The organism is Bacillus vallismortis (genome assembly GCF_040784915.1).
GTDB lineage: Bacteria > Bacillota > Bacilli > Bacillales > Bacillaceae > Bacillus > Bacillus subtilis_G.
Genome location: NZ_CP160797.1, coordinates 48,328 through 67,619, shown reverse-complemented (window position 1 = coordinate 67,619; position 19,292 = coordinate 48,328). Strand labels below are relative to the sequence as shown.

Genomic DNA, 19,292 nt, shown 5'->3' with positions numbered 1-19,292 from the left:
TTATGATCTCCTCTCAGTTTCTTTTGCTTCATTCCACAGTTTATCCATGTCCTCAAGAGACATATCGGCCAGCTCGATTTCTTGTTCCTTCGCTGTTTTCTCAATATACGAGAACCGTCTCCTGAATTTGTCATTGGTCATCGCCAGTGCTTCCTCCGGTTCTATTTTGTAGAAGCGGGCTGCATTCACCAGTGCGAACAACACGTCGCCAAACTCGGCCTTGAGATTGTGTTCATGAGGCTCTTCAGAAATCTCAGCAGAAAATTCCTTCATTTCCTCGCTTACCTTTTCCCAAATATCACTGACGTCTTCCCAGTCAAAACCTACTTTTGCTGCTTTTTTCTGCAGTTTAGCGGCTTTCGAAAGAGCTGGAAGGGTCTTCGGCACGCTGTCTAATAAGGATGCTTCCGATGTATTTTTTTCGGCTTTTTTTATGTCTTCCCAATTTGCCAAAACATCGTTTTCATCCTGAACCTTAACATCTTTAAACACATGGGGATGCCTTCGGACCATTTTTTCACTGATTCCTTTTATGACATCATCAATTGTGAAGTAACCTTCGTCTTCACCGATTTGCGCGTGAAGTAAGACCTGAAGCAAAACGTCGCCAAGCTCTTCGATCATATGGTCTGTGTCTTCTTCGTCAATTGCTTCGAGAAGTTCATAACACTCTTCAATCATGTACTGTTTTAATGACTGATGAGTCTGCTTTTTATCCCACGGACATCCATTAGGCCCGCGAAGCTCTCTAATGATGCTTCGGAACGCGGAGAATTCGTGATAAAGCAGCTTCTCTTCTTTAATCGGCGGAATATACACACTTGTTAAGTTATTCAAGGCGACATTGCGGTCCAGCTCAAATAAAGGCACTGTCTGGATCTCCTCGTCACGGCTTCCTGCTGCAGTCACAATCACAACCTCATAATCATCAGGCAGCTTCTCCATCAATGTCAGCTTGACTTCAGAAGCCGTCATTTGGTCGTAAACCTGACAAATGATCAGGTGATGTCTGAGCTCAAGCTCATCCGCAGACAATGTGCCGGCATCCACAAATTGAAAGCCTTCAATCGGGTCAATTTGCAGGGCGTTAAATGTGGCATCAAGAAAACTTTGTCCTCCTGCGACTTTTACTTGCACGTTTTTCTCTTCCTGCCGATCCGTCAGCAGCTGTACTGTTTTTTCCGCAACAAAAGGGTGTCCCGGCACAGCATAAACCACGTCCTCTTCCTGCGCCGCTTCAAAGAGGATATCAGCAATTTCTTCATATACGGCATCGAATTGGTCGTGTTTCTCATATATATCGTCAAAAAAAAGGATGTTCTTCGTATCTTTTTCAAGCTCCTGAATTAAGGGATGATCCTTGGTTCTGACATACAGCGTATCTGCCTTCGTCAGCAGCTTATGTATGCCAATTGTCAATTGGTCCATGTCTCCGGCACCAAGTCCGACAACTGTAATATTACCCGCCATTTTGTTCTCTCCTTCTCCTGATTTTGCTTAACTTACTGCCAAAAGGCACACTGTTCAGCTCTTCATCTGTAAATATTCCCAACTTCATCATACAACAAATAAACGCCGCGCCACCAATGGCGACAGCAGACAGACTTTCAATCGCAGCCGCTCCTCTTCCTGTTGCAGGAATCAAGAAAGTCCAGAGACGCATATATACAAGCAAGACAGCCGACATCAAAAGGGCGGATCCAATGATCGGAATCGTAACGCCTCTCAGCTTACCGAGCCATTCCTTTTGCCGAAGCAGATACAAGTTAAGAGCGGCGACAGCCGCAAAAGAAGCCGCTGTCGCAAGTGATGCACCTTCAATCCCATAGCGCGGAACCAAAAGAGTATTTAACACCCATTTCACTGCCACACCTGCGCCCACCGCTATCGCAGGAAAAACTGTGTATCCCGCGCCTTGCAAAACTGCGGCTGCCGTGACCGCCAAGGATGCAAACAAAATGGAGCAGCTAAATACTTGTAACGCAGCTGTCCCTTCACCATTTTGAAACAGCATGATGTTGACCGGCTCAAGAATGCAAATCAATCCAACCGACGCGCCTGTACCCAGCACAAGACACAATTTTAAAGATGACGCGGCTTTTTCTTTCATGATCTTAAGCTCTTTGTTCTTTACGGCCTTGGAAATATACGGAACGAGTGATGTCGCTATGCTCACCGCGAAAACCGAACCGAGCTGCAGCAAAGGCTGCCCCCGATCATAAATCCCCTTTAGGCGTTTTGCTTCTTCGCTTGCCTCACCGCCCGAAAGCAAAGCATATAAATTCAACGCATCGACAAGCTGGATCAACAAAAGGAGCAAACTGCTTATACAAATGGTAATAGAATATAAAAGCAGTTTTTTTACCAATTCTTTTGTTGTTATGACATTTTCATTTTGGCTACCCGTTTGTTTGCCTCTTTTCATTTTGAACCAAAAAAATCCAAGTATGATCAATGCAACTAAACTTCCGGCAAGAGACCCGGAAGCGGCTGCCGCTCCGACAGTATAAAGCGAGGCTCCCTTTTTGACGAGCCAAAATGATAAGCCCAGAAGTACCGCAACCCGCAGTAACTGCTCTGTCATCTGCGATAAGGCTGAAGGGAGCATGTCGTGCCGCCCTTGAAAACCGCCTCTAAGCAACGCGACAAACGGGAACAGCAAAAATGAAAACGCAGTCACTTGAATTAACACGGCGAGATGTGAATCTCCCATAAAAAGTGCGATTAGAGCAGCACCCATATATAAGCAAAGAAATAATAAAATACCGATTAAAGATAAAAACAACGCTGATATTTTTAATATGGTGTGATGGCTTTTTTCACTATAATCATTCATCAGTTTCGAAATAATGACCGGAAATCCTGATGTTGACAGCATGACCGCAATACCAAGAAAGGGATATACCTGCTGATATATATAAAATCCAACATCGCCGACAATGTTTTGAAACGGGACTCTGTAAACGGCGCTTAATATTTTTGAGATGACGCCTGCCAGAATTAAAACAACAGCCCCCTGCCAAATCCAATGCCGTTTGACGCCTATTGAATCGTCCATCCAAAAGCTCCTTCCCAACGTCAGGGACAATACGGTTCACGTATTGCCGCGGCACAAATAAAAACGAGGTTATTATACCACATCCCAACCCTCGGAATCCTTTCTGGGCATGCACGAAAAAAGAACAGCGTCCCCAGGAGAGCTGTTCTTTTCATACCTATTTTCGATAAAAGGAATAAGACCTACTGTTCCATTTGTCGCGCCAAAAATCCAGCTGCTGTCTCAACGGCTTTATGCTCTACTTCGCCCATTGTCTGATCCTTTGAAAAAATAATCACGGCGCCTATCGGATCACCATTCGCCACAATCGGGCAGACAGTGTAAGAATTCATGTCCTCATCTATGCCATTAACAAGCTGTACTGTTTTAGCATCACTCTCAAGCACGGAACTGCGCTGATCCATTGTTTTTTCCAGCATTTCACTGATCGGCTTGTTTAAGTAGTCTTTTTTCGAGCTGCCGGACACGGAAATATAGACATCACGGTCACAAATCAGTACTGAATGTCCGAGACTGTCATAAAGCGCGTCTGCATACTCCTTTGCAAAGTCTCCAAGCTCACTGATCGGAGAGTACTTTTTCAAAATGACTTCTCCGTCACGATCTACAAAAATCTCAAGCGGATCGCCTTCCCTGATTCTCAGAGTTCTGCGAATTTCTTTAGGAATCACGACCCGACCTAAGTCATCAATACGACGTACGATACCGGTTGCTTTCATCTCTGGTGCCTCTCTTTCATTTGATGGTATATACATGTGGGAAAGACCTAAAGCAGTTACTTTATGTACCTTCCGCCTCGCTTGAAATTAGTATCCGTCACATCAAATGTAATATACACCAGAGAGTAACAAAATTTACGTTGAAGAAATGGTTTGCTTTTTCACATTTTTTAAGCCTTTCAGCATGCCCAGCACGGTTTCGAGCCATTCATCGGCACTGCGGCCTTTCGTCTGTATGGAAATTTTGAGTTTTTTTCCTTCCATTCCCAGTCCGATTTGTCTGCCATATTTATTGCCGAGCTCAAACAGCTTCTGTCCGTCAATTTCAGCACTTGCTTCTTCAGAAATCGTCAATCTGACAGCATCTTTATCCTGCTTAATCAGCTCAACACGTTCATGTTTCGCATGAACCTTCATTTCTGCAACAGTAAACAAGTATTCAACTTCTTTTGGATAGTTTCCAAATCGGTCGATCATTTCGTCTTGAAGTTCATTCTTTTCTTCGATTGTAGCCACAGACCTGAAGCGTTTATACATATCAATCTTCTGTTTTCCGTCTTGAATATAAGTTTCAGGAATATAGGCATCAAGCTCGACATCAATTTCTGTTTCAAACTTCTCCGTTTTCGCTGTGTCTCCTTTACGCTCTTCAATGGCCTCCTTCAGCATTTGTGAATAGAGGTCAAATCCGACCGAGTCGATGAAGCCGTGCTGCTGGGCGCCGAGAAGATTCCCGGCTCCGCGAATCGTTAAGTCACGCATTGCGATTTTAAAACCGGAACCAAGCTCTGTGAATTCTTTAATGGCCTGCAGCCTTTTTTCAGCAACTTCTGTCAGTACTTTATCGCGGCGGTACGTAAAGTACGCATACGCCACACGATTAGAACGGCCGACACGCCCCCGCAGCTGATAAAGCTGAGAAAGTCCCATTTTGTCGGCGTCAAATACAATCAGCGTATTGACGTTCGGGATGTCTACGCCGGTTTCAATAATGGTTGTGCTAACGAGAACGTCTGATTCTCCTTCAAGAAAACTTAGCATAACGGTTTCTAGTTCGTTTTCTGTCATTTTCCCATGCGCATACGCTACCTTAGCGTCAGGGACAAGCATAGAGATCTCATCCGCTTTCCGCTCAATATCCTCTACCCGGTTGTACAAGAAATAGACCTGGCCTCCACGCGCAAGCTCACGTTCAATCGCCTCTCTGACAAGGGCGCCGTTGTATTCCACAACATACGTCTGTACGGGGAAGCGGTTTTCCGGCGGAGTCTCAATGACTGAAAGATCCCTTACGCCAAGCATAGACATATGCAGCGTACGCGGAATAGGCGTCGCGGTTAATGTTAATACATCCACATTGGCTTTGATCTGCTTGATCTTTTCTTTATGGGTTACACCGAAACGCTGCTCTTCATCAATGATGAGGAGCCCTAAGTCTTTATAAACGACATCTTTGGATAGCAGCCGGTGCGTTCCGATGACGATATCAACAGTACCGTTTTTCAATCCTTTGAGCGTTTCGTTCGCTTCTTTCCTCGTTCTAAATCTGCTGAGCAGGCCGATATTAATCGGATAGTCCTGGAAGCGCTCAGTAATGGTTTCATAGTGCTGCTGTGCCAAAATTGTTGTCGGAACAAGCAGCGCTACCTGCTTTCCGTCACTTATCGCCTTAAATGCAGCACGTATAGCAACCTCTGTTTTTCCATAGCCCACATCTCCGCATAGCAAGCGGTCCATCGGACGTTCTCGTTCCATGTCCTTTTTGATTTCGTGAATGGAACGGAGCTGATCCTCAGTCTCTTGATAAGGGAACGCCGATTCAAATTCCCGCTGCATCTCCTGATCAGGAGTAAACGCATAGCCTTTGCTCGCTTCTCTTTCGGCATAAAGCTTAATTAAGTCATCCGCAATATCCTGAACCGATGTCTCTACTTTTTTCTTGACCCGCTTCCATTCGCTTCCGCCTAATTTATACAGCTTCGGCTCTTTTCCTTCGGAGCCAACATACTTTTGCACTTGGTCAATTTGCTCGACAGGTACGTATAGCTTGTCGCTTCCCTGATAATGAATGTTTAAATAGTCTTTGTGGATCCCATTGATTTCAAGGGTTTCAATCCCCAAATACTTTCCGATCCCGTGATTAATATGAACGACATAATCACCGATTTGAAGCTCGGAATAGCTCTTGATGCGCTCCGCATTTGTAAGCTTCTGTTTACGAGGCTTCTTTTTCACACGGTTTTTGAACAGTTCTTCTTCTGTAATAACAGCAAGCTTCATTAACGGTAGCTCAAATCCCGATTGCAGCTCACCTTCCATGATATAGACCTGTCCCTGAACAAGCGCTTTTTTGCTGTCCGTCACGGCGGCTTCGATTTCATAATCAGCCAGCACAGAAGATAACCTCTGTGTACGTTCCTTGTTTGCACCTAAGAATACAACGGTGAAGTTTGATTTTTTAAAGCGTTCCATTTCACCCGCAAGCACGTTCATTTGGCCATGAAAACTCTGCATTTGTCTGCTTGACACATTGACGATATTTTGCGGGCTCGTATGCTGTACATGCCGCAAAAATAAAGAATAGTACAGCAGAGACCGTTTTTGCTCAGATACTATTTTTTGGAAGTCGAATGACAAACTGATGTCATGCAAAATCTTCCCTTCCTCAAGAAGGTTTGTTATGAACTCCGCTTCTTCTTTTTGAAGCTGCTCTTCCATCTCATGAATTCGGCTGACTTCATCTAAAATCAGAAGTGTGTTATCAGGTGTATAATCTAGTAAACTAGCAGGATTTTCATAGAAGTATGAGAGATACTTCACCAGTTCCTGATCTGTCTGACCTTCAGACAAGCGTTCTTTGTCATGAGAAATATTCGTATGAAGAATTTCTTTTTGCTTGTCGTTCTTTAATTTTTTTAGGCTTGCGGCAAGGCCTTTATCAAGTTTCTCCATCGCCCGAACTTTTTCTTCAGATCTGATAATCAGTTCCTTAGCAGGGCCAACATTGATAGAGGTAAGGGTCTCAATTGACCGCTGATCATCTGAGTTAAAGCTGCGGATTGAATCCACTTCGGTGTCAAAAAGTTCAATTCTCACCGGATGCTCTGAAGTCAGCGGGTATATGTCAATGATTCCTCCGCGAATGCTGAATTCCCCGGGTGCAGACACCATATCAGACCGCTCATATCCTACCTCTACCAGCCGTGATGCGAGCTGATCAGGTTCGATATCATGGCCAACTTGAATGAGCATTTGACTGTTTTTCCACACCTCTACAGGCGGCAGCATTCTTCTGATTGCAGCTACAGGAGCAACGACAATTGGCGCTTCTCCATTCGTTAATCTATTAATGACATCTAATCGCTGCGCCCGCAATTCGGGGCTTGCGACTGCTATTTCTGATGAAATGAGTTCATTGACGGGGTACAAAAGGACAGATCGATCCCCTAGGAGTACAGTCAGATCATCCGTTACTTTCTGGGCTTGATATAAATTATGGGTGATTAGAAAGATAGGCTTATTCGTTTCATTAGCCAAGGCAGAAGTAAAAACAGAACGCGCGGAACCCGACAGACCCGCGAGCAGCTGTTCCTTCAGCCCCTCGTGTAAACCGTTGATGATGGATTTAAAGTCATCGCTTTCTTTTATAAAGGTTTGAATGTTGTCCATATGGCCCCTCCTCTCTGTTTCCTGTGAGAACAGAAAAACGCTTTGGTCTAGTATCTACACCAAAGCTTTTTATTGAATAAATGTGTGATGTTCGTGGTAATGCGGATTTCGGTCAAGCGCCTCTTGGCAATCTTCACATATTGTCAAAACTTGAACATCTCCATTTTCTTTATAAGAAATCATATCGTTTCTTTCTTCGTTTGTTAAGTGCTGAAAACCGAGTGAGTCAGTCGATACCATGGAAGATTCGAGACTGCCTACTTTCACTCCGCAATGACGGCAATAATAATGCAAAGCCATACAAGGGACCTCCTGATGAAAAAGTTATTTTGGTGTAGTATGGGCTTTGTTGATTCATTTTATACCTTTGCGTTAAATTCGTTCATGACTTCTAAAAACGGCTTGCTCAGAGAAGCTTCACAAGCCTTCACAGATTTTTCGATCGCTTCACCTATATCAGGTGCCTCCTCCTTGGTGAAGGAGCCTAACACATAGTCAACGACCTTCATACCGTTTACAGGCCGGCCGATTCCGATGCGAATGCGGTCAAACTCGGATGTTCCAAGATGCTGGATCAATGATTTGATGCCATTGTGCCCTCCGGCGCTTCCTTTTGTTCTTAAACGGATCTTGCCAGCCGGAAGATCAAGATCGTCGTAAATGACTGTTAAATCTTCGTTTTCGACATCATAATAGTCCATTAAAGGCCGCAAACATTCTCCTGATAAATTCATATATGTAAGCGGTTTAACAAGTAGAACCTTTTTGCCGGAAACAAATCCAGTTCCGTATAATCCATTAAATTTATTTTGATTCAGCTCAATATTCCATTCCTTCGCAAGCTGATCTATCACCATAAATCCGACATTATGCCGTGTGTTTTCATAGTTTTTCCCCGGGTTTCCGAGACCGGCAATCACAAGCATGGCGAATCCTCCCTTAGTCACATAAACTCCCGTCTGCATAGCGGGCTATAATTCTTCTCATTCTAGCACAAAAGACGTAACCGCGGGAGGGTTACGCCTTAAGCTATTAATGTTCTTTGTTTTCACCTTCAGGCTGAGCATCGGCAGATTCCTCTTCATCTATCTCAGCTGCTTCCTGTTGCTGCGGAGGAAGGATAGAAGCTACGACCTCATCTGATTCTTGATTAAAGGCGTAGTCACCGTCAGCAGCCAGATCCGCAATAGTGAGTACCTCATTTACATCAAGGTTTGAAATATCAGCCTCAATCGTTTGCGGAATGGCTTTTGGCTTTGCCTTTACAGTAAGTGCATGCAGCGGCTGCTGCAATACGCCTCCGTTTTTCACTCCGATGGCTTCTCCGGTCAAATAAATCGGAACTTCCACCTCAATGTCTTCACTCATATTGACCACTTGAAAGTCAGCGTGAGTGATTTCATTTTTCAGCGGGTCCGTTTGCAGGTCTGTCACCATGACAGAATGTTTTTCTCCGCTGACGTCAAGCGTGATGACTGTATTTTTACCTTCGTCCCTCAGCGTTTTAATCAGCTCCACACTGTCTAATGATACAGGTTTGTTTCCCGTGTCATTCCCATATATGATACCTGGAACATGTCCTGAAGTACGGATATTCCGAAGAGACGAACGAGTAAAATCCGTTCTTTCTTTTGCCGTTAAAGTTGCCATATTCAGCACCATCCTATAATCGTTTTATTGTCCTACTACAAACAATACCCATAACGATAAGGATTTAAACCTCAAAATTCGGTTTAGCTGAACAGATAGCTGACTGATTGCTGCTCATGAACACGAATAATGGCTTCAGCCAAAAGCGGTCCGACTGAAAGCTGCTTAAACCGTTCAATTTTCTTTTCTTCAGGAAGCTTAATGCTGTTTGTCACAACAAGCTCTTTGATTGTTGAATTATTAATACGTTCAACAGCAGGGCCTGATAGTACAGGGTGTGTGCAGCATGCATATACTTCTTTCGCTCCGTTTTCAACGAGCGCATTAGCAGCAAGTGTAATGGTACCTGCAGTATCGATAATGTCATCGATAAGGATAGCGGTCTTCCCTTCGATATTACCTACAATATTCATGACTTCCGCCACGTTTGGACGCGGACGGCGTTTATCGATTATCGCAATCGGCGCTTTTAGTCGGTCAGCCAGTTTGCGGGCGCGTGTCACACCGCCGTGGTCTGGTGAAACAATGACGATATCTTCAAGGTTTTTGCCTTCAAAATATTCTCCTAAAATCGGAACACCCATTAAGTGGTCAATCGGTATATCAAAGAATCCTTGAATTTGCGGCGCATGCAAGTCTAGCGCAATTACGCGAGTAGCACCGGCTGTTTCAAGCAGATTTGCGAAAAGTTTTGCTGTGATTGGCTCACGGGATCTTGCTTTTCTGTCTTGACGCGCATAACCATAATAAGGAATAACAATGTTAATCGTTTTTGCAGAAGCGCGTTTTAACGCATCTACCATAATTAACAGTTCCATAATATGCTCGTTAACGGGGGCACTTGTAGACTGGATGATATAACAGTCACATCCGCGAATACTTTCTTCGATATTAATTTGGACTTCCCCGTCACTAAATCTTGTGACAGAACATTTCCCTAATTGAACTCCAACTATATCTGCGATTTCTTTTGCAAGCTCTGGATTCGAATTCAAAGAAAAAATCTTTAAATTCTTATCTCCGTATTGATTAGACATGGATAAACCTCCGAATTTAGGATTATTTTTTATGAATATTTTTCACATAATCGTCTTTATTTACTTGTCTCGCTCTGGCAATAGCAAGCGCTTTTCCAGGTACATCTTCCGTAACAGTTGAACCCGCAGCAACATAAGCGCCTTCTCCGACTGTGACAGGGGCAACCAAGTTGGAATTGCAGCCGATAAACGCGCCGTCTTCAATTTTCGTCAAATATTTATTCTTTCCATCATAATTGACAGTTATTGAACCGCAGCCCAAGTTAACATCTGTGCCTACCTCAGCATCACCGACATAGCTTAAATGAGAAGCCTTGCTTCGGTCTCCGAATTGAGTCTTTTTGATTTCAACAAAATTTCCGATCTTCACTTCATTCCCGATGACAGAATCAGGTCTGATGTGAGCAAAAGGTCCTATGTTTACATCATTCCCCACTTGACTGTGATTGACTACCGATTGTTTAATCACCGTACGGCTGCCAATTGAACTATTCATAATCTCCGTATGAGGTCCGATAATCGTATCTTCTCCGATTTGCACCTCACCTTTAATCACAGTTCCAGGATAAATCACAGTATCGCTTCCGATAACAGCGTCAGGAGAAATATACGTGTTCATCGGGTCAATCAGCGTTACGCCATTTTGCATATGCCGTTTATTAATACGCTCTTTCATAAATTGTTCTGCCTGAGAAAGAGCGACTCTATCATTAACTCCGAGTGTTTCTTGGAAATTACCAGTCTGGTAAGCGGCAACAGTTTCGCCTTCGTTTTTAAGAATCTCTATGACATCCGGCAAATAATACTCACCTTGAGCATTATCATTAGACACCTGATCAATGGCCCGGAATAGCGCTTCATTGTCAAAACAATACGTACCGGTATTGATCTCAGTTACAAGACGTTCTTCTTCAGAGGCGTCCTTATGCTCAACAATTTTTTGAACCGCTCCGTTTTCGCTGCGAATAATACGTCCATATCCGGTTGGATCTTCTGCAACCGCAGTTAAAATCGTAGCTTTCGCTTCTCTTTGTGTATGTTCTTTCAGCATCTGTTCCATTGTCTCAGCTGTTAAAAGCGGCGTATCTCCGCAAATGACAATTGTGACGCCTTTTTCGTCAGCAAGAAATGGCTGTGCCTGTTTTACAGCATGAGCAGTGCCAAGCTGTTCTGCTTGAAGCGCATACTCGCTTTTATCACCAAGCTTCTTTTTCACTTCTTCCGCACCATGTCCGACAATCGTGACAAGCTTCGATAAAGATAACTTTAAGGCTTCATCCACGACGTGCTCTGCCATAGGCTTACCGCAAACTGGATGAAGGACTTTATAAAGCTTCGATTTCATTCTTGTTCCTTGTCCAGCCGCTAAAACAACTGCAAACCGCTTATCCATTTATTGGCCTCCAATATCCCTTTTATCCATAGAAAAATATATCCTAAATATCTTCTGATTTCAAGGAGACTTCATGAAGTGCAAGAATTTTCTATTGAGTGCAATTAAGTTTGAAAAATCAGAATTAAAAAAGGACTGCCGGCAAAGGCTTTTGTCAGCCCTTTCAGCAGTCCTTGCTTTTTGGTTATTTTTTAAGAAGCTCCAGCTTCTTCGAATTCTAATGCTTCAGTGTCACCCATACGATGATACTCATTTAACACGGCATCTTGAATCTTCCCTCGCGTGCTAGAATTAATAGGATGAGCAATATCTCGGAACTCTCCATCAGGGGTGCGTTTACTCGGCATCGCAACGAAAAGACCATTGTTTCCATCAATCACACGAATATCATGAACAACAAATTCGTGATCCAGCGTGATGGATGCAATCGCTCTCATGCGACCATCGGTATTCACGCGGCGTAATCTTACGTCAGTAACTTCCACAGTAGTTCACCACCTTTTCCCTATATAAAAGCATTAGTGTATCAATTCCACGATTTTTTCTGAAATCCTGCTCGTTTTTAAAATATTTTTTGAAAAAATAGGATATAGTTACACAATTAGGTCATAACGCTTTTATTTCGGGCATAAGGTAAATAAAAAAAGTGATTCCGAGGGTCACCCAGAATCACTTTTTATTATTATTTTACCAATGCAATAACTTCGATTTCGACTAGGGCGTCCTTCGGCAGTCTCGCGACTTCAACACAAGATCTCGCCGGTTTGTGAGTGTCAAAATATTGCCCGTACACTTCGTTTACTTCTGCAAACTGTTCCATATCCGCAATAAATACAGTTGCTTTTACAACTGTTTCTAAAGAAGCGCCTGCTTCTTCCAGCACCGCTTTTAAGTTGCTGAATACTTGATGAGTCTGCTCTTTAATATCACCGTTCACCATTTCACCTGAAGGAGTCAAAGGAATTTGGCCTGAGCTGTAAAACATATTATTTACGATAATCCCTTGTGAGTAAGGCCCGATTGCCGCTGGGGCATGTTTTGTGTGGACTGCTTTTGTCATGATTCTGTCTCTCCATTCTTTAAAAGATTGTCTTTAAAAAAACGTAGAAAATTGCCATTCTGAATTTCAATGGACTTCTCTTTCATGTTGATGGTTGAAAGAGTAAGAAGTGACATGTATTCATCAACAAGACGTTCATCTACTCCTTCGGCTTCAACCAAGACGCCGATTCCCGCCACATTTGCGTTAAACTCATCCAACAGGTTAATCATACCATTAATTGTGCCGCCTGCTTTCATAAAGTCATCAATAATGAGTACGTTTGAACCCGTTTTCATGCTTCTTTTCGCAAGTGACATCGTTTGAATGCGGTTTGATGAGCCTGAGACGTAATTAATGCTGACTGTAGAGCCTTCTGTTACCTTGTTATCTTTGCGAACAATGACGACAGGCACATTCAGATAGCTCGCAGCCGCGTACGCCAGAGGGATGCCTTTAGTGGCAACGGTCATGACAACATCAATTTTGCGCTCTGCAAACACAGAAGCAAACAGCTTCCCTACCTTGGAGAGTACAGATGGCTTTCCTAAGATATCCGTTAAATATACATAACCGCCCGGAAGGATACGTTCAGGATTTGCCAGCGACTGTCCAAGTGTCTGCACAAACTCTTCAGCTTCAGCCTGTTTCATTTTCGGAATGTATTTGACGCCCCCGGCAGCTCCGGGAACAGTAAGCAAAGTACCAATCCCCTGCTGCTCAAAGGTTTGCTTAATAATTGTTAAATCTTCACTGATCGATGATTTTGCAGATTCATACCGCTCAGAAAAAAAGGTTAGCGGTATTAACTCGTGCGGATGGGTTAACAAGTAATTTGTTAAGTCCACCAATCTGCCGCTGCGACGAAACTTCATGAACTTACCCCCAAAATCCGAATATTTTAAGATCAATATAACTTAACATACGGATTTAATCAAGAGCGTTCTGTTCGCCGATCATTCTCACCGCATAAACCTGATCGCAGAAGCCTCTTAACCCGTTATAAATTCTCTGCACCTTCGACTCATACTGAACCAGTCCAAACACGGTCGGGCCGCTCCCGCTCATTAACACGGCGTCTGCGCCAAAGCGTTTCATCTGGTTTTTGATCATCGCAACTTCAGGATGTATATCAAGCGTAACAGATTCGAGCACATTGCCTAAACGGCTGCACATCTTTTGAAAACTCTTTTCCTCTATAGCTTCAATCATGCCATGTACATCGGGATGCTCAACATCATCCAGCTTCAGCTGTCTGTACACTTCAGCAGTTGAAACACCGATTGTCGGTTTCGCTAAAATGACCCAGCAGTGCGGAGGCGTGCTGATGTGTTTAATTTTCTCGCCGCGTCCAGTTGCCAGTGCAGTTCCGCCATAGATACAAAATGAAACATCGGAGCCAATTTCCGCTCCAAGCTCGGCAAGCGTTTCTGCAGAGAGATTTAAATTCCACAGTCTGTTCAGCCCTCTGAGCGTCGCCGCCGCATCACTGCTTCCGCCGGCAAGACCAGCAGCCACCGGAATCATCTTCGTAATCATGATGGAAACTCCCTTTTTTACGTTGTATCTGTCCTTGATCAGTTTGGCAGCCTGATAAGCTAAGTTTCTTTGATCATCAGGCACAAAACGGTTGTGGGAGGAGACTCTCACTTCATCCTCTGCCAGCTCCGTCAATTCAATCCGATCCGCTAAATCAATCGTCGTCATGATCATTTCGACTTCATGATAGCCATCCGGGCGTTTTCGGGTGACATCAAGTGACAGATTGATCTTCGCTGGCGCTTTTTCTAAAATACGCATAGCTTTCACCTACTTCTCCATCTAAACATAAGTATGAACATTGTATCACATTTGAAGTACAGGATGAACATATCCATATTGCAGCCTATTATGTATTTATATCCAAAATAAAAACCGGGGAACTGCACGTCCCCCGGGTCACATACTTATCGGTTATTCTGATTCTGAGCCATTTGCTGTTCAGCGATTTCAATGGCGCGCTTTACCATGTTACCGGCATCGCGGGCGCGAATTTCGCCCCAGCCGCCATTTTTCACTGTGTCATAAAAACCAAGGTCTTTAGCCAGCTCATATTTAAACTCATCTGACATAACTCCACGACGTCTGCCCAAACGAAACAACCCCTTTTTTAGAAGTGATAGCCATTCGTGCACGTCACGATAATATGTGACCGTTTTTATCTTTTGTTAATAACAGATGAAACTTTCGTTAAAATTACTGGAAACAAAAAAAACGGCAAAACAAAAAGCAGTAAACAAAAGGTTCACTGCCCGTTAAAATGCCACTGAGCTTGCGGCGTCATCATTAAAAGTCAGCTCAACAGTCTCAGTCAAAATATCAGCATAACTGTATGAAACTCTTTCAAACGAGTTCTCGTCTTGATCTAGTTGTATCACAAAAACAGAAGGGTACGTCTCAGCTAAAATGCCCGAGCGCTCAATCGTTTTTCGGCGGCCACCGTTTGCCTTTAACGTCAGCCTTTTACCTAAATTCCCATCAAGCGATCTTTTAATGTCGGACAACGTCTTCGCCATTGCATCCACCTCACTATACTTATTGTACAACACGAGCCCATTTTTGTCAAATAAAATTTAAATTATATCAACGTTGATAAGACGTTGTCAACAAAATTATTTTGACAAAATTCTATGATTCCTTAATTATTTTCCGCAAGTTTCGGTAAATTATGTATCATTATGTAAAATAAAAAACCCGCATAGTTCTCCTATGCAGGTTTTCATCTGTTAATTGGACTTATAAGGCATTCCAATTCTCAGTACTCCTCTTGTTTCTATACCTCCAAGCCCTTTCTCTCTTGTCAGCGTATTACGGAGCACTTCCCATACATTAATTCGTTCCATAAACGGCGTAAAGCTGATTTTCGCGACGATATACACCGGATCAAGCGCATGAATGTTTACTCTTGACGGTGAACTCGCGAAATTTGCCCCCGCTCTTATGAGCGATTCAAAGTGGGATTGGCAAGCCCCCGCAAAAATAACAAGCTGATCTAAGTGAGGGATCTTTTTTCGGGCGTTTTGAACCGTTTCAACAAAATGCTTTGAATGTCTGTACGCGTTCAAATCATCAATCTCGCCCTTTTGCTTTGAGTACGCATCATGCCCTGTTATCACCAAGATGTCAGGTCGATATTTGTCGAGTAATTCTTCAATAGAAGCAGACATTTTCTTTTCATGACAATGGATGCCATAGACGGGCACTCCAATTTTTTTATAGACATTCAGACATTTTTTTAGATATGCTTCATCGCCGTCCAAATGAAGCACCTTGCCCGGCATATGGAAATAATGCTCCTGATGCTGATACTGGCTTGTCGCATAGTACTCCTGCTTTTCTCTGAGCAGCTTATAATCTTGGCGGAGCAATTCGAGCGATTCATTCATTCTGCTCTCATCTTTCTTTTTCCGCATCATTTGCTCATCTTTTTTTACTGCTACAAGATCAGAAATATCTGCATCAGCAATCAGCCTGACTTCATCACCATGCAAAATAGCGATTGAATTTCCTTTGCTTGTTTGCTCTATTCCTATAATGCGAAACAAAACATCCATTTGATAGGATTTTCTGGCTACCATATCTCCTATTTGAAATTGCACGTTCCTCACTCCACACATAGACTAAGCCTCATCATGAAAGAAAGAGCCTTGAGAAAGCGCCTTTTTTCGCTGAGTCCAAGTTTTTCTTCTCATTGAATTTAAGGTCCTTCTCTAGCCTATGTAGCGGCAGTCCAAGTGGTGCGCAAAACAAAAAGCCCTTTTAAAAAAGGGCTTTATACAATCCGTTAGACAGCGCTGCAAACTCCTCTATAGACAGAGATTCACCACGGCGCTTGCCGTCAATATTTGTCTCTTCCAGCACTTGCTCAATCTTTGATTTTTGTGCTTTTCCATCCGGCAGGTTGTTGACTAAGTTATTGAGCAGCGTTTTACGGCGCTGAGCAAAACTTGCCTTGATCAACTGAAAGAAAAAGGCTTCGTTTTCCACGTCCACTGCCGGGCCATCGCGGAGGATCAGCCGAATGACTGCGGAATCTACATTAGGCTGAGGAACAAACACGGTTTTTGGAACGGTCATCACCGTTTTGGCTTCTGTATAAAATTGGACTGCGATTGAAAGTGAACCGTATTCCTTAGATGAAGGGTCTGCCGCCATGCGCTCAGCTACTTCTTTTTGCAGCATGACCACAATCCCTTTCAGCGGGAGATGTTCTTCAAGCAGTTTCATGATAATCGGCGTTGTCACGTAATAAGGAAGGTTGGCTACAACCATGATTTCATCACAGTCTTGAAATTGTTCTTCAATGACGGATTTAACGTCAGCCTTTAATACGTCCTGATGAATGACGGTGACATTGTCGTAAGGAGACAGCGTGTCCTTTAGAATCGGTAATAATCGCTGGTCAATCTCAAATGCCGCGACCTTTTTCGCCCGCTTGGCGAGCTGCTCGGTCAAAGCTCCGATTCCCGGGCCGATTTCAATGACACCCGTTTTCTCCGTCACTTCCGCGTGATCGACAATTCTGTCTAAAATGTTCGTATCAATTAAGAAATTCTGTCCTAAGCTCTTTTTAAAAGAAAAACCGTATTTTTTCAGTATCTCTTTCGTTCTTATCGGTGTCGCAATATCTTTATTCATTCTGTTCCTCCCGCATAACGGTATCGAGCGCACTCATAAAATCACTTTTTTTAATTTGAAACATTTGCAGCCGTTTTTGAAGCTGTTTTCCATTTGTATAGCCGATTTTCAATAGATCACCCAGTCGTTCGCGGCGGCGTTTGGCCGCAGATCCGCCAATCAGCCCGGCATGAATCAAATCCTCAGCTGAAATGTCACTCGGCTGCGCTTCCATCTCTTCGTGCACGTTTTCTAAACATGCCCTAATGCTTTCAATCGATGCGTGCTCCACACCAATTCCCCGCTTGTTTTTAGGTTTGGCAAGATGTTTTGGCAAAAATGCATGCTTGCAGCCGGATACAGCTTCTGAAATGGTTTTGCGGATCTTCTCACCCGGGAAATCCGGATCTGTTAAAATAATGACACCTCTGGTCTTCTGGGCCAAACGGATTTGGTCAATCACATGATCATCGATGGCTGAACCATTTGTTTCAATTGTGTCTGCATCAACAGCCAATTTGATGCGGGCCGTATCGTCACGCCCCTCGACCACAATGATCTCTTTAATTTTCATTATTTCCTCCAAGACAAATTAAAAACTTTTGTATATTCATGAAACTTTTTCTTGTGTCGAGCGTCTAATAAAGCAGAAAATACACTTTGTCTATTATAACGAAAAAAACAGAGGGCGCAAAACCCTCTGAATACATAAGTATATATTAATTTAAGATTTTAATTTTGACTGTTTTATTTCCCCATCGGTACGCCGATGATTTCTCCGGGAAAAAGACGTCTATTTTGCTCCCTTTAATCGCTGAACCAGTATCTGCAGCAATGGCATATCCATAGCCTTCAACGTGAACTTTGGAGCCTAGCGGAATGACATTTGGATCTACAGCGATGACTTTCGCATTCGGATTATTTTTTAAGTTAACGCCTGTAGCTGTATGTCCTGAACAACCGCTGCAACTTGCCGTATAAGCCGTAGATGATACAGTCATCACTTTGCCTGTTGACTCATCGCTACGGGAAACAACCGTTTTTGAATCGCCGGAAGCATTGACCTTTTCAACCTTTGGACTGCTTTGCTTTGTGCCGACAGCAATCACTTTATCTTTGCTTTGTTCAGCTGTTTCTTCTTTCACAAGCTCTCTGGAGACTTCTTTGCCGTTTTCTTTAACGACTTCGAAGTGTTTTTTAAGCTTGCCTTCTTTTCCTTTTTGGACGACCTTTTCTTTCCCTTTGTCAAGAGAAGCGTCTTCTTGTTTTTTCACATCAAACGCGATTTTCTCTTCAACTACATCGGTGACCTTTTCGATACGAGTAATTGTAATATCAGCCTTTGCTTTCGTCAGCTTTGCATCTAACGCAGGCTTGATTTTATCTTCGTCTTTTATGTTCATCTTTTGCTGTTTTAAAAAGTCAGCGACGGTAGTCGAAGTCGTCCAGATCTTCTTTTGTTTTCCTGCATCATTTACAGTAACCTGGAATGCGGGTTCTATGTTAATCTTCATGTCTTTCGAAATATCTGTATCTATTGCGGGATCAATTTGATCGTGTTTTTTCACATCAACATCTTGTTCGTCCAGTAATGCACCGACCGTTTTTGCTGTTGACCATAATGTCTTTTCTTCCCCGTTTATTGTAAGCTTGACAGGTTTTGCAGCCTCATACACAACGGCCATATCTGCTGTTATCTTTGTCTGTTTAGCAGGTGTGATCTTGTCTTCGTCTCTTGTCTTTATATCAAGCGTATCTAAAAGATCACCGACCGTTTTTGCGTGTGTGCGTATATGTTTCTTTTTGCCATTGATAGAAACTGAGACTGATTGTTTCGTCAGCTCATGAGCCGCGTACGCAGTCCCGCTTCCCGCCAAAAGCAAACAAGCAGCAACCAGAATGACTTTGCTTTTGCTAAGCTTTACGGAAAACAGCTTTTTCATTTTTTGTGTGATGAAAAACGCCTCCTTCTCCTCGGAGAGATTATATAGAGTATCTAAAAGGCTGTCAACCCTCCTCTCTCTTTCTCCCAAAAGCCTAGTGTCTTCTTCATTATCCTGAAATACACTGA

The 19,292-nt window shown here is 43.2% G+C and carries 19 protein-coding genes; all 19 read right to left on the bottom strand.

Annotated elements, in window-relative coordinates; translation table 11 throughout:
- The 19 genes from mazG to ABZM97_RS00260 all read right to left on the bottom strand — a co-directional run bounded on the left by mazG (position 1) and on the right by ABZM97_RS00260 (position 19,254).
- Positions 1 to 1,470, bottom strand: a complete 1,470-nt coding sequence (gene mazG / locus ABZM97_RS00350) for a nucleoside triphosphate pyrophosphohydrolase (RefSeq protein ID WP_202329168.1) — start codon at positions 1,468 to 1,470, stop codon at positions 1 to 3.
- Complete coding sequence (locus ABZM97_RS00345) at positions 1,460 to 3,058, bottom strand: oligosaccharide flippase family protein (RefSeq protein WP_367387120.1); 1,599 nt, start codon at positions 3,056 to 3,058, stop codon at positions 1,460 to 1,462. Before ABZM97_RS00345 ends, mazG begins: the two co-directional genes overlap by 11 nt.
- A gap of 182 nt (positions 3,059 to 3,240) precedes the next feature.
- On the bottom strand, positions 3,241 to 3,777 hold the full coding sequence (gene spoVT / locus ABZM97_RS00340; RefSeq protein ID WP_087991871.1) for a stage V sporulation protein T: 537 nt from the start codon (positions 3,775 to 3,777) through the stop codon (positions 3,241 to 3,243).
- A gap of 135 nt (positions 3,778 to 3,912) precedes the next feature.
- Positions 3,913 to 7,446, bottom strand: a complete 3,534-nt coding sequence (mfd, locus tag ABZM97_RS00335) for a transcription-repair coupling factor (protein WP_087991872.1) — start codon at positions 7,444 to 7,446, stop codon at positions 3,913 to 3,915.
- Positions 7,447 to 7,515: 69 nt separating this feature from the next.
- A complete protein-coding gene (gene fin, locus ABZM97_RS00330; RefSeq protein ID WP_087991873.1) occupies positions 7,516 to 7,746 on the bottom strand; it encodes an anti-sigma-F factor Fin in 231 nt (76 codons plus the stop codon).
- 59 nt (positions 7,747 to 7,805) lie between these two features.
- Complete coding sequence (gene pth / locus ABZM97_RS00325) at positions 7,806 to 8,372, bottom strand: aminoacyl-tRNA hydrolase (protein ID WP_087991874.1); 567 nt, start codon at positions 8,370 to 8,372, stop codon at positions 7,806 to 7,808.
- A 106-nt stretch (positions 8,373 to 8,478) separates the two neighbouring features.
- Positions 8,479 to 9,096: a 50S ribosomal protein L25/general stress protein Ctc gene (locus ABZM97_RS00320; RefSeq protein WP_087991875.1), complete on the bottom strand. Its 618-nt coding sequence runs from the start codon at positions 9,094 to 9,096 to the stop codon at positions 8,479 to 8,481.
- An 83-nt stretch (positions 9,097 to 9,179) separates the two neighbouring features.
- Positions 9,180 to 10,133, bottom strand: a complete 954-nt coding sequence (locus ABZM97_RS00315) for a ribose-phosphate diphosphokinase (protein WP_064814082.1) — start codon at positions 10,131 to 10,133, stop codon at positions 9,180 to 9,182.
- 22 nt (positions 10,134 to 10,155) lie between these two features.
- A complete protein-coding gene (gene glmU / locus ABZM97_RS00310) occupies positions 10,156 to 11,526 on the bottom strand; it encodes a bifunctional UDP-N-acetylglucosamine diphosphorylase/glucosamine-1-phosphate N-acetyltransferase GlmU (protein ID WP_253268764.1) in 1,371 nt (456 codons plus the stop codon).
- A 191-nt stretch (positions 11,527 to 11,717) separates the two neighbouring features.
- Positions 11,718 to 12,011, bottom strand: coding sequence for a septation regulator SpoVG (gene spoVG / locus ABZM97_RS00305; RefSeq protein WP_087991877.1), 294 nt, complete (start codon positions 12,009 to 12,011; stop codon positions 11,718 to 11,720).
- Positions 12,012 to 12,208: 197 nt separating this feature from the next.
- Positions 12,209 to 12,586 (bottom strand): 2-iminobutanoate/2-iminopropanoate deaminase, encoded by a 378-nt coding sequence (gene ridA, locus ABZM97_RS00300; RefSeq protein ID WP_003218344.1) that lies wholly within the window; start codon positions 12,584 to 12,586, stop codon positions 12,209 to 12,211.
- The gene (gene purR, locus ABZM97_RS00295; RefSeq protein ID WP_087991878.1) at positions 12,583 to 13,440 is read right to left on the bottom strand and encodes a pur operon repressor; all 858 of its coding nucleotides are present in this window, start codon (positions 13,438 to 13,440) and stop codon (positions 12,583 to 12,585) included. The genes ridA and purR overlap by 4 nt, the downstream gene beginning before the upstream one ends.
- A gap of 55 nt (positions 13,441 to 13,495) precedes the next feature.
- Positions 13,496 to 14,365, bottom strand: a complete 870-nt coding sequence (ispE, locus tag ABZM97_RS00290) for a 4-(cytidine 5'-diphospho)-2-C-methyl-D-erythritol kinase (RefSeq protein WP_087991879.1) — start codon at positions 14,363 to 14,365, stop codon at positions 13,496 to 13,498.
- A gap of 146 nt (positions 14,366 to 14,511) precedes the next feature.
- On the bottom strand, positions 14,512 to 14,697 hold the full coding sequence (locus ABZM97_RS00285) for a small, acid-soluble spore protein, alpha/beta type (protein WP_003218333.1): 186 nt from the start codon (positions 14,695 to 14,697) through the stop codon (positions 14,512 to 14,514).
- 162 nt (positions 14,698 to 14,859) lie between these two features.
- Entirely contained in the window at positions 14,860 to 15,120 is a 261-nt protein-coding gene (veg, locus tag ABZM97_RS00280) for a biofilm formation stimulator Veg (RefSeq protein ID WP_003218330.1), read from the bottom strand.
- Positions 15,121 to 15,330: 210 nt separating this feature from the next.
- Positions 15,331 to 16,203 (bottom strand): sporulation-specific protease PrtG, encoded by an 873-nt coding sequence (prtG, locus tag ABZM97_RS00275; RefSeq protein WP_087991880.1) that lies wholly within the window; start codon positions 16,201 to 16,203, stop codon positions 15,331 to 15,333.
- 160 nt (positions 16,204 to 16,363) lie between these two features.
- Complete coding sequence (gene rsmA, locus ABZM97_RS00270; RefSeq protein ID WP_087991881.1) at positions 16,364 to 17,242, bottom strand: 16S rRNA (adenine(1518)-N(6)/adenine(1519)-N(6))-dimethyltransferase RsmA; 879 nt, start codon at positions 17,240 to 17,242, stop codon at positions 16,364 to 16,366.
- Complete coding sequence (gene rnmV, locus ABZM97_RS00265; protein WP_148964455.1) at positions 17,235 to 17,795, bottom strand: ribonuclease M5; 561 nt, start codon at positions 17,793 to 17,795, stop codon at positions 17,235 to 17,237. Before rnmV ends, rsmA begins: the two co-directional genes overlap by 8 nt.
- Positions 17,796 to 17,940: 145 nt before the next feature.
- Positions 17,941 to 19,254: a ubiquitin-like domain-containing protein gene (locus tag ABZM97_RS00260; protein ID WP_087991883.1), complete on the bottom strand. Its 1,314-nt coding sequence runs from the start codon at positions 19,252 to 19,254 to the stop codon at positions 17,941 to 17,943.
- Positions 19,255 to 19,292: the final 38 nt, after the last annotated feature.

Bases quoted from the DNA above. Each gene is read 5' to 3' on its own strand.
- mazG (WP_202329168.1), bottom strand. From the start codon at position 1,470: ATGGCGGGTAATATTACAGTTGTCGGACTTGGTGCCGGAGACATGGAC.
- ABZM97_RS00345 (WP_367387120.1), bottom strand. From the start codon at position 3,058: ATGGACGATTCAATAGGCGTCAAACGGCATTGGATTTGGCAGGGGGCT.
- spoVT (WP_087991871.1), bottom strand. From the start codon at position 3,777: ATGAAAGCAACCGGTATCGTACGTCGTATTGATGACTTAGGTCGGGTC.
- mfd (WP_087991872.1), bottom strand. From the start codon at position 7,446: ATGGACAACATTCAAACCTTTATAAAAGAAAGCGATGACTTTAAATCC.
- fin (WP_087991873.1), bottom strand. From the start codon at position 7,746: ATGGCTTTGCATTATTATTGCCGTCATTGCGGAGTGAAAGTAGGCAGT.
- pth (WP_087991874.1), bottom strand. From the start codon at position 8,372: ATGCTTGTGATTGCCGGTCTCGGAAACCCGGGGAAAAACTATGAAAAC.
- ABZM97_RS00320 (WP_087991875.1), bottom strand. From the start codon at position 9,096: ATGGCAACTTTAACGGCAAAAGAAAGAACGGATTTTACTCGTTCGTCT.
- ABZM97_RS00315 (WP_064814082.1), bottom strand. From the start codon at position 10,133: ATGTCTAATCAATACGGAGATAAGAATTTAAAGATTTTTTCTTTGAAT.
- glmU (WP_253268764.1), bottom strand. From the start codon at position 11,526: ATGGATAAGCGGTTTGCAGTTGTTTTAGCGGCTGGACAAGGAACAAGA.
- ridA (WP_003218344.1), bottom strand. From the start codon at position 12,586: ATGACAAAAGCAGTCCACACAAAACATGCCCCAGCGGCAATCGGGCCT.
- purR (WP_087991878.1), bottom strand. From the start codon at position 13,440: ATGAAGTTTCGTCGCAGCGGCAGATTGGTGGACTTAACAAATTACTTG.
- ispE (WP_087991879.1), bottom strand. From the start codon at position 14,365: ATGCGTATTTTAGAAAAAGCGCCAGCGAAGATCAATCTGTCACTTGAT.
- veg (WP_003218330.1), bottom strand. From the start codon at position 15,120: ATGGCGAAGACGTTGTCCGACATTAAAAGATCGCTTGATGGGAATTTA.
- rsmA (WP_087991881.1), bottom strand. From the start codon at position 17,242: ATGAATAAAGATATTGCGACACCGATAAGAACGAAAGAGATACTGAAA.
- rnmV (WP_148964455.1), bottom strand. From the start codon at position 17,795: ATGAAAATTAAAGAGATCATTGTGGTCGAGGGGCGTGACGATACGGCC.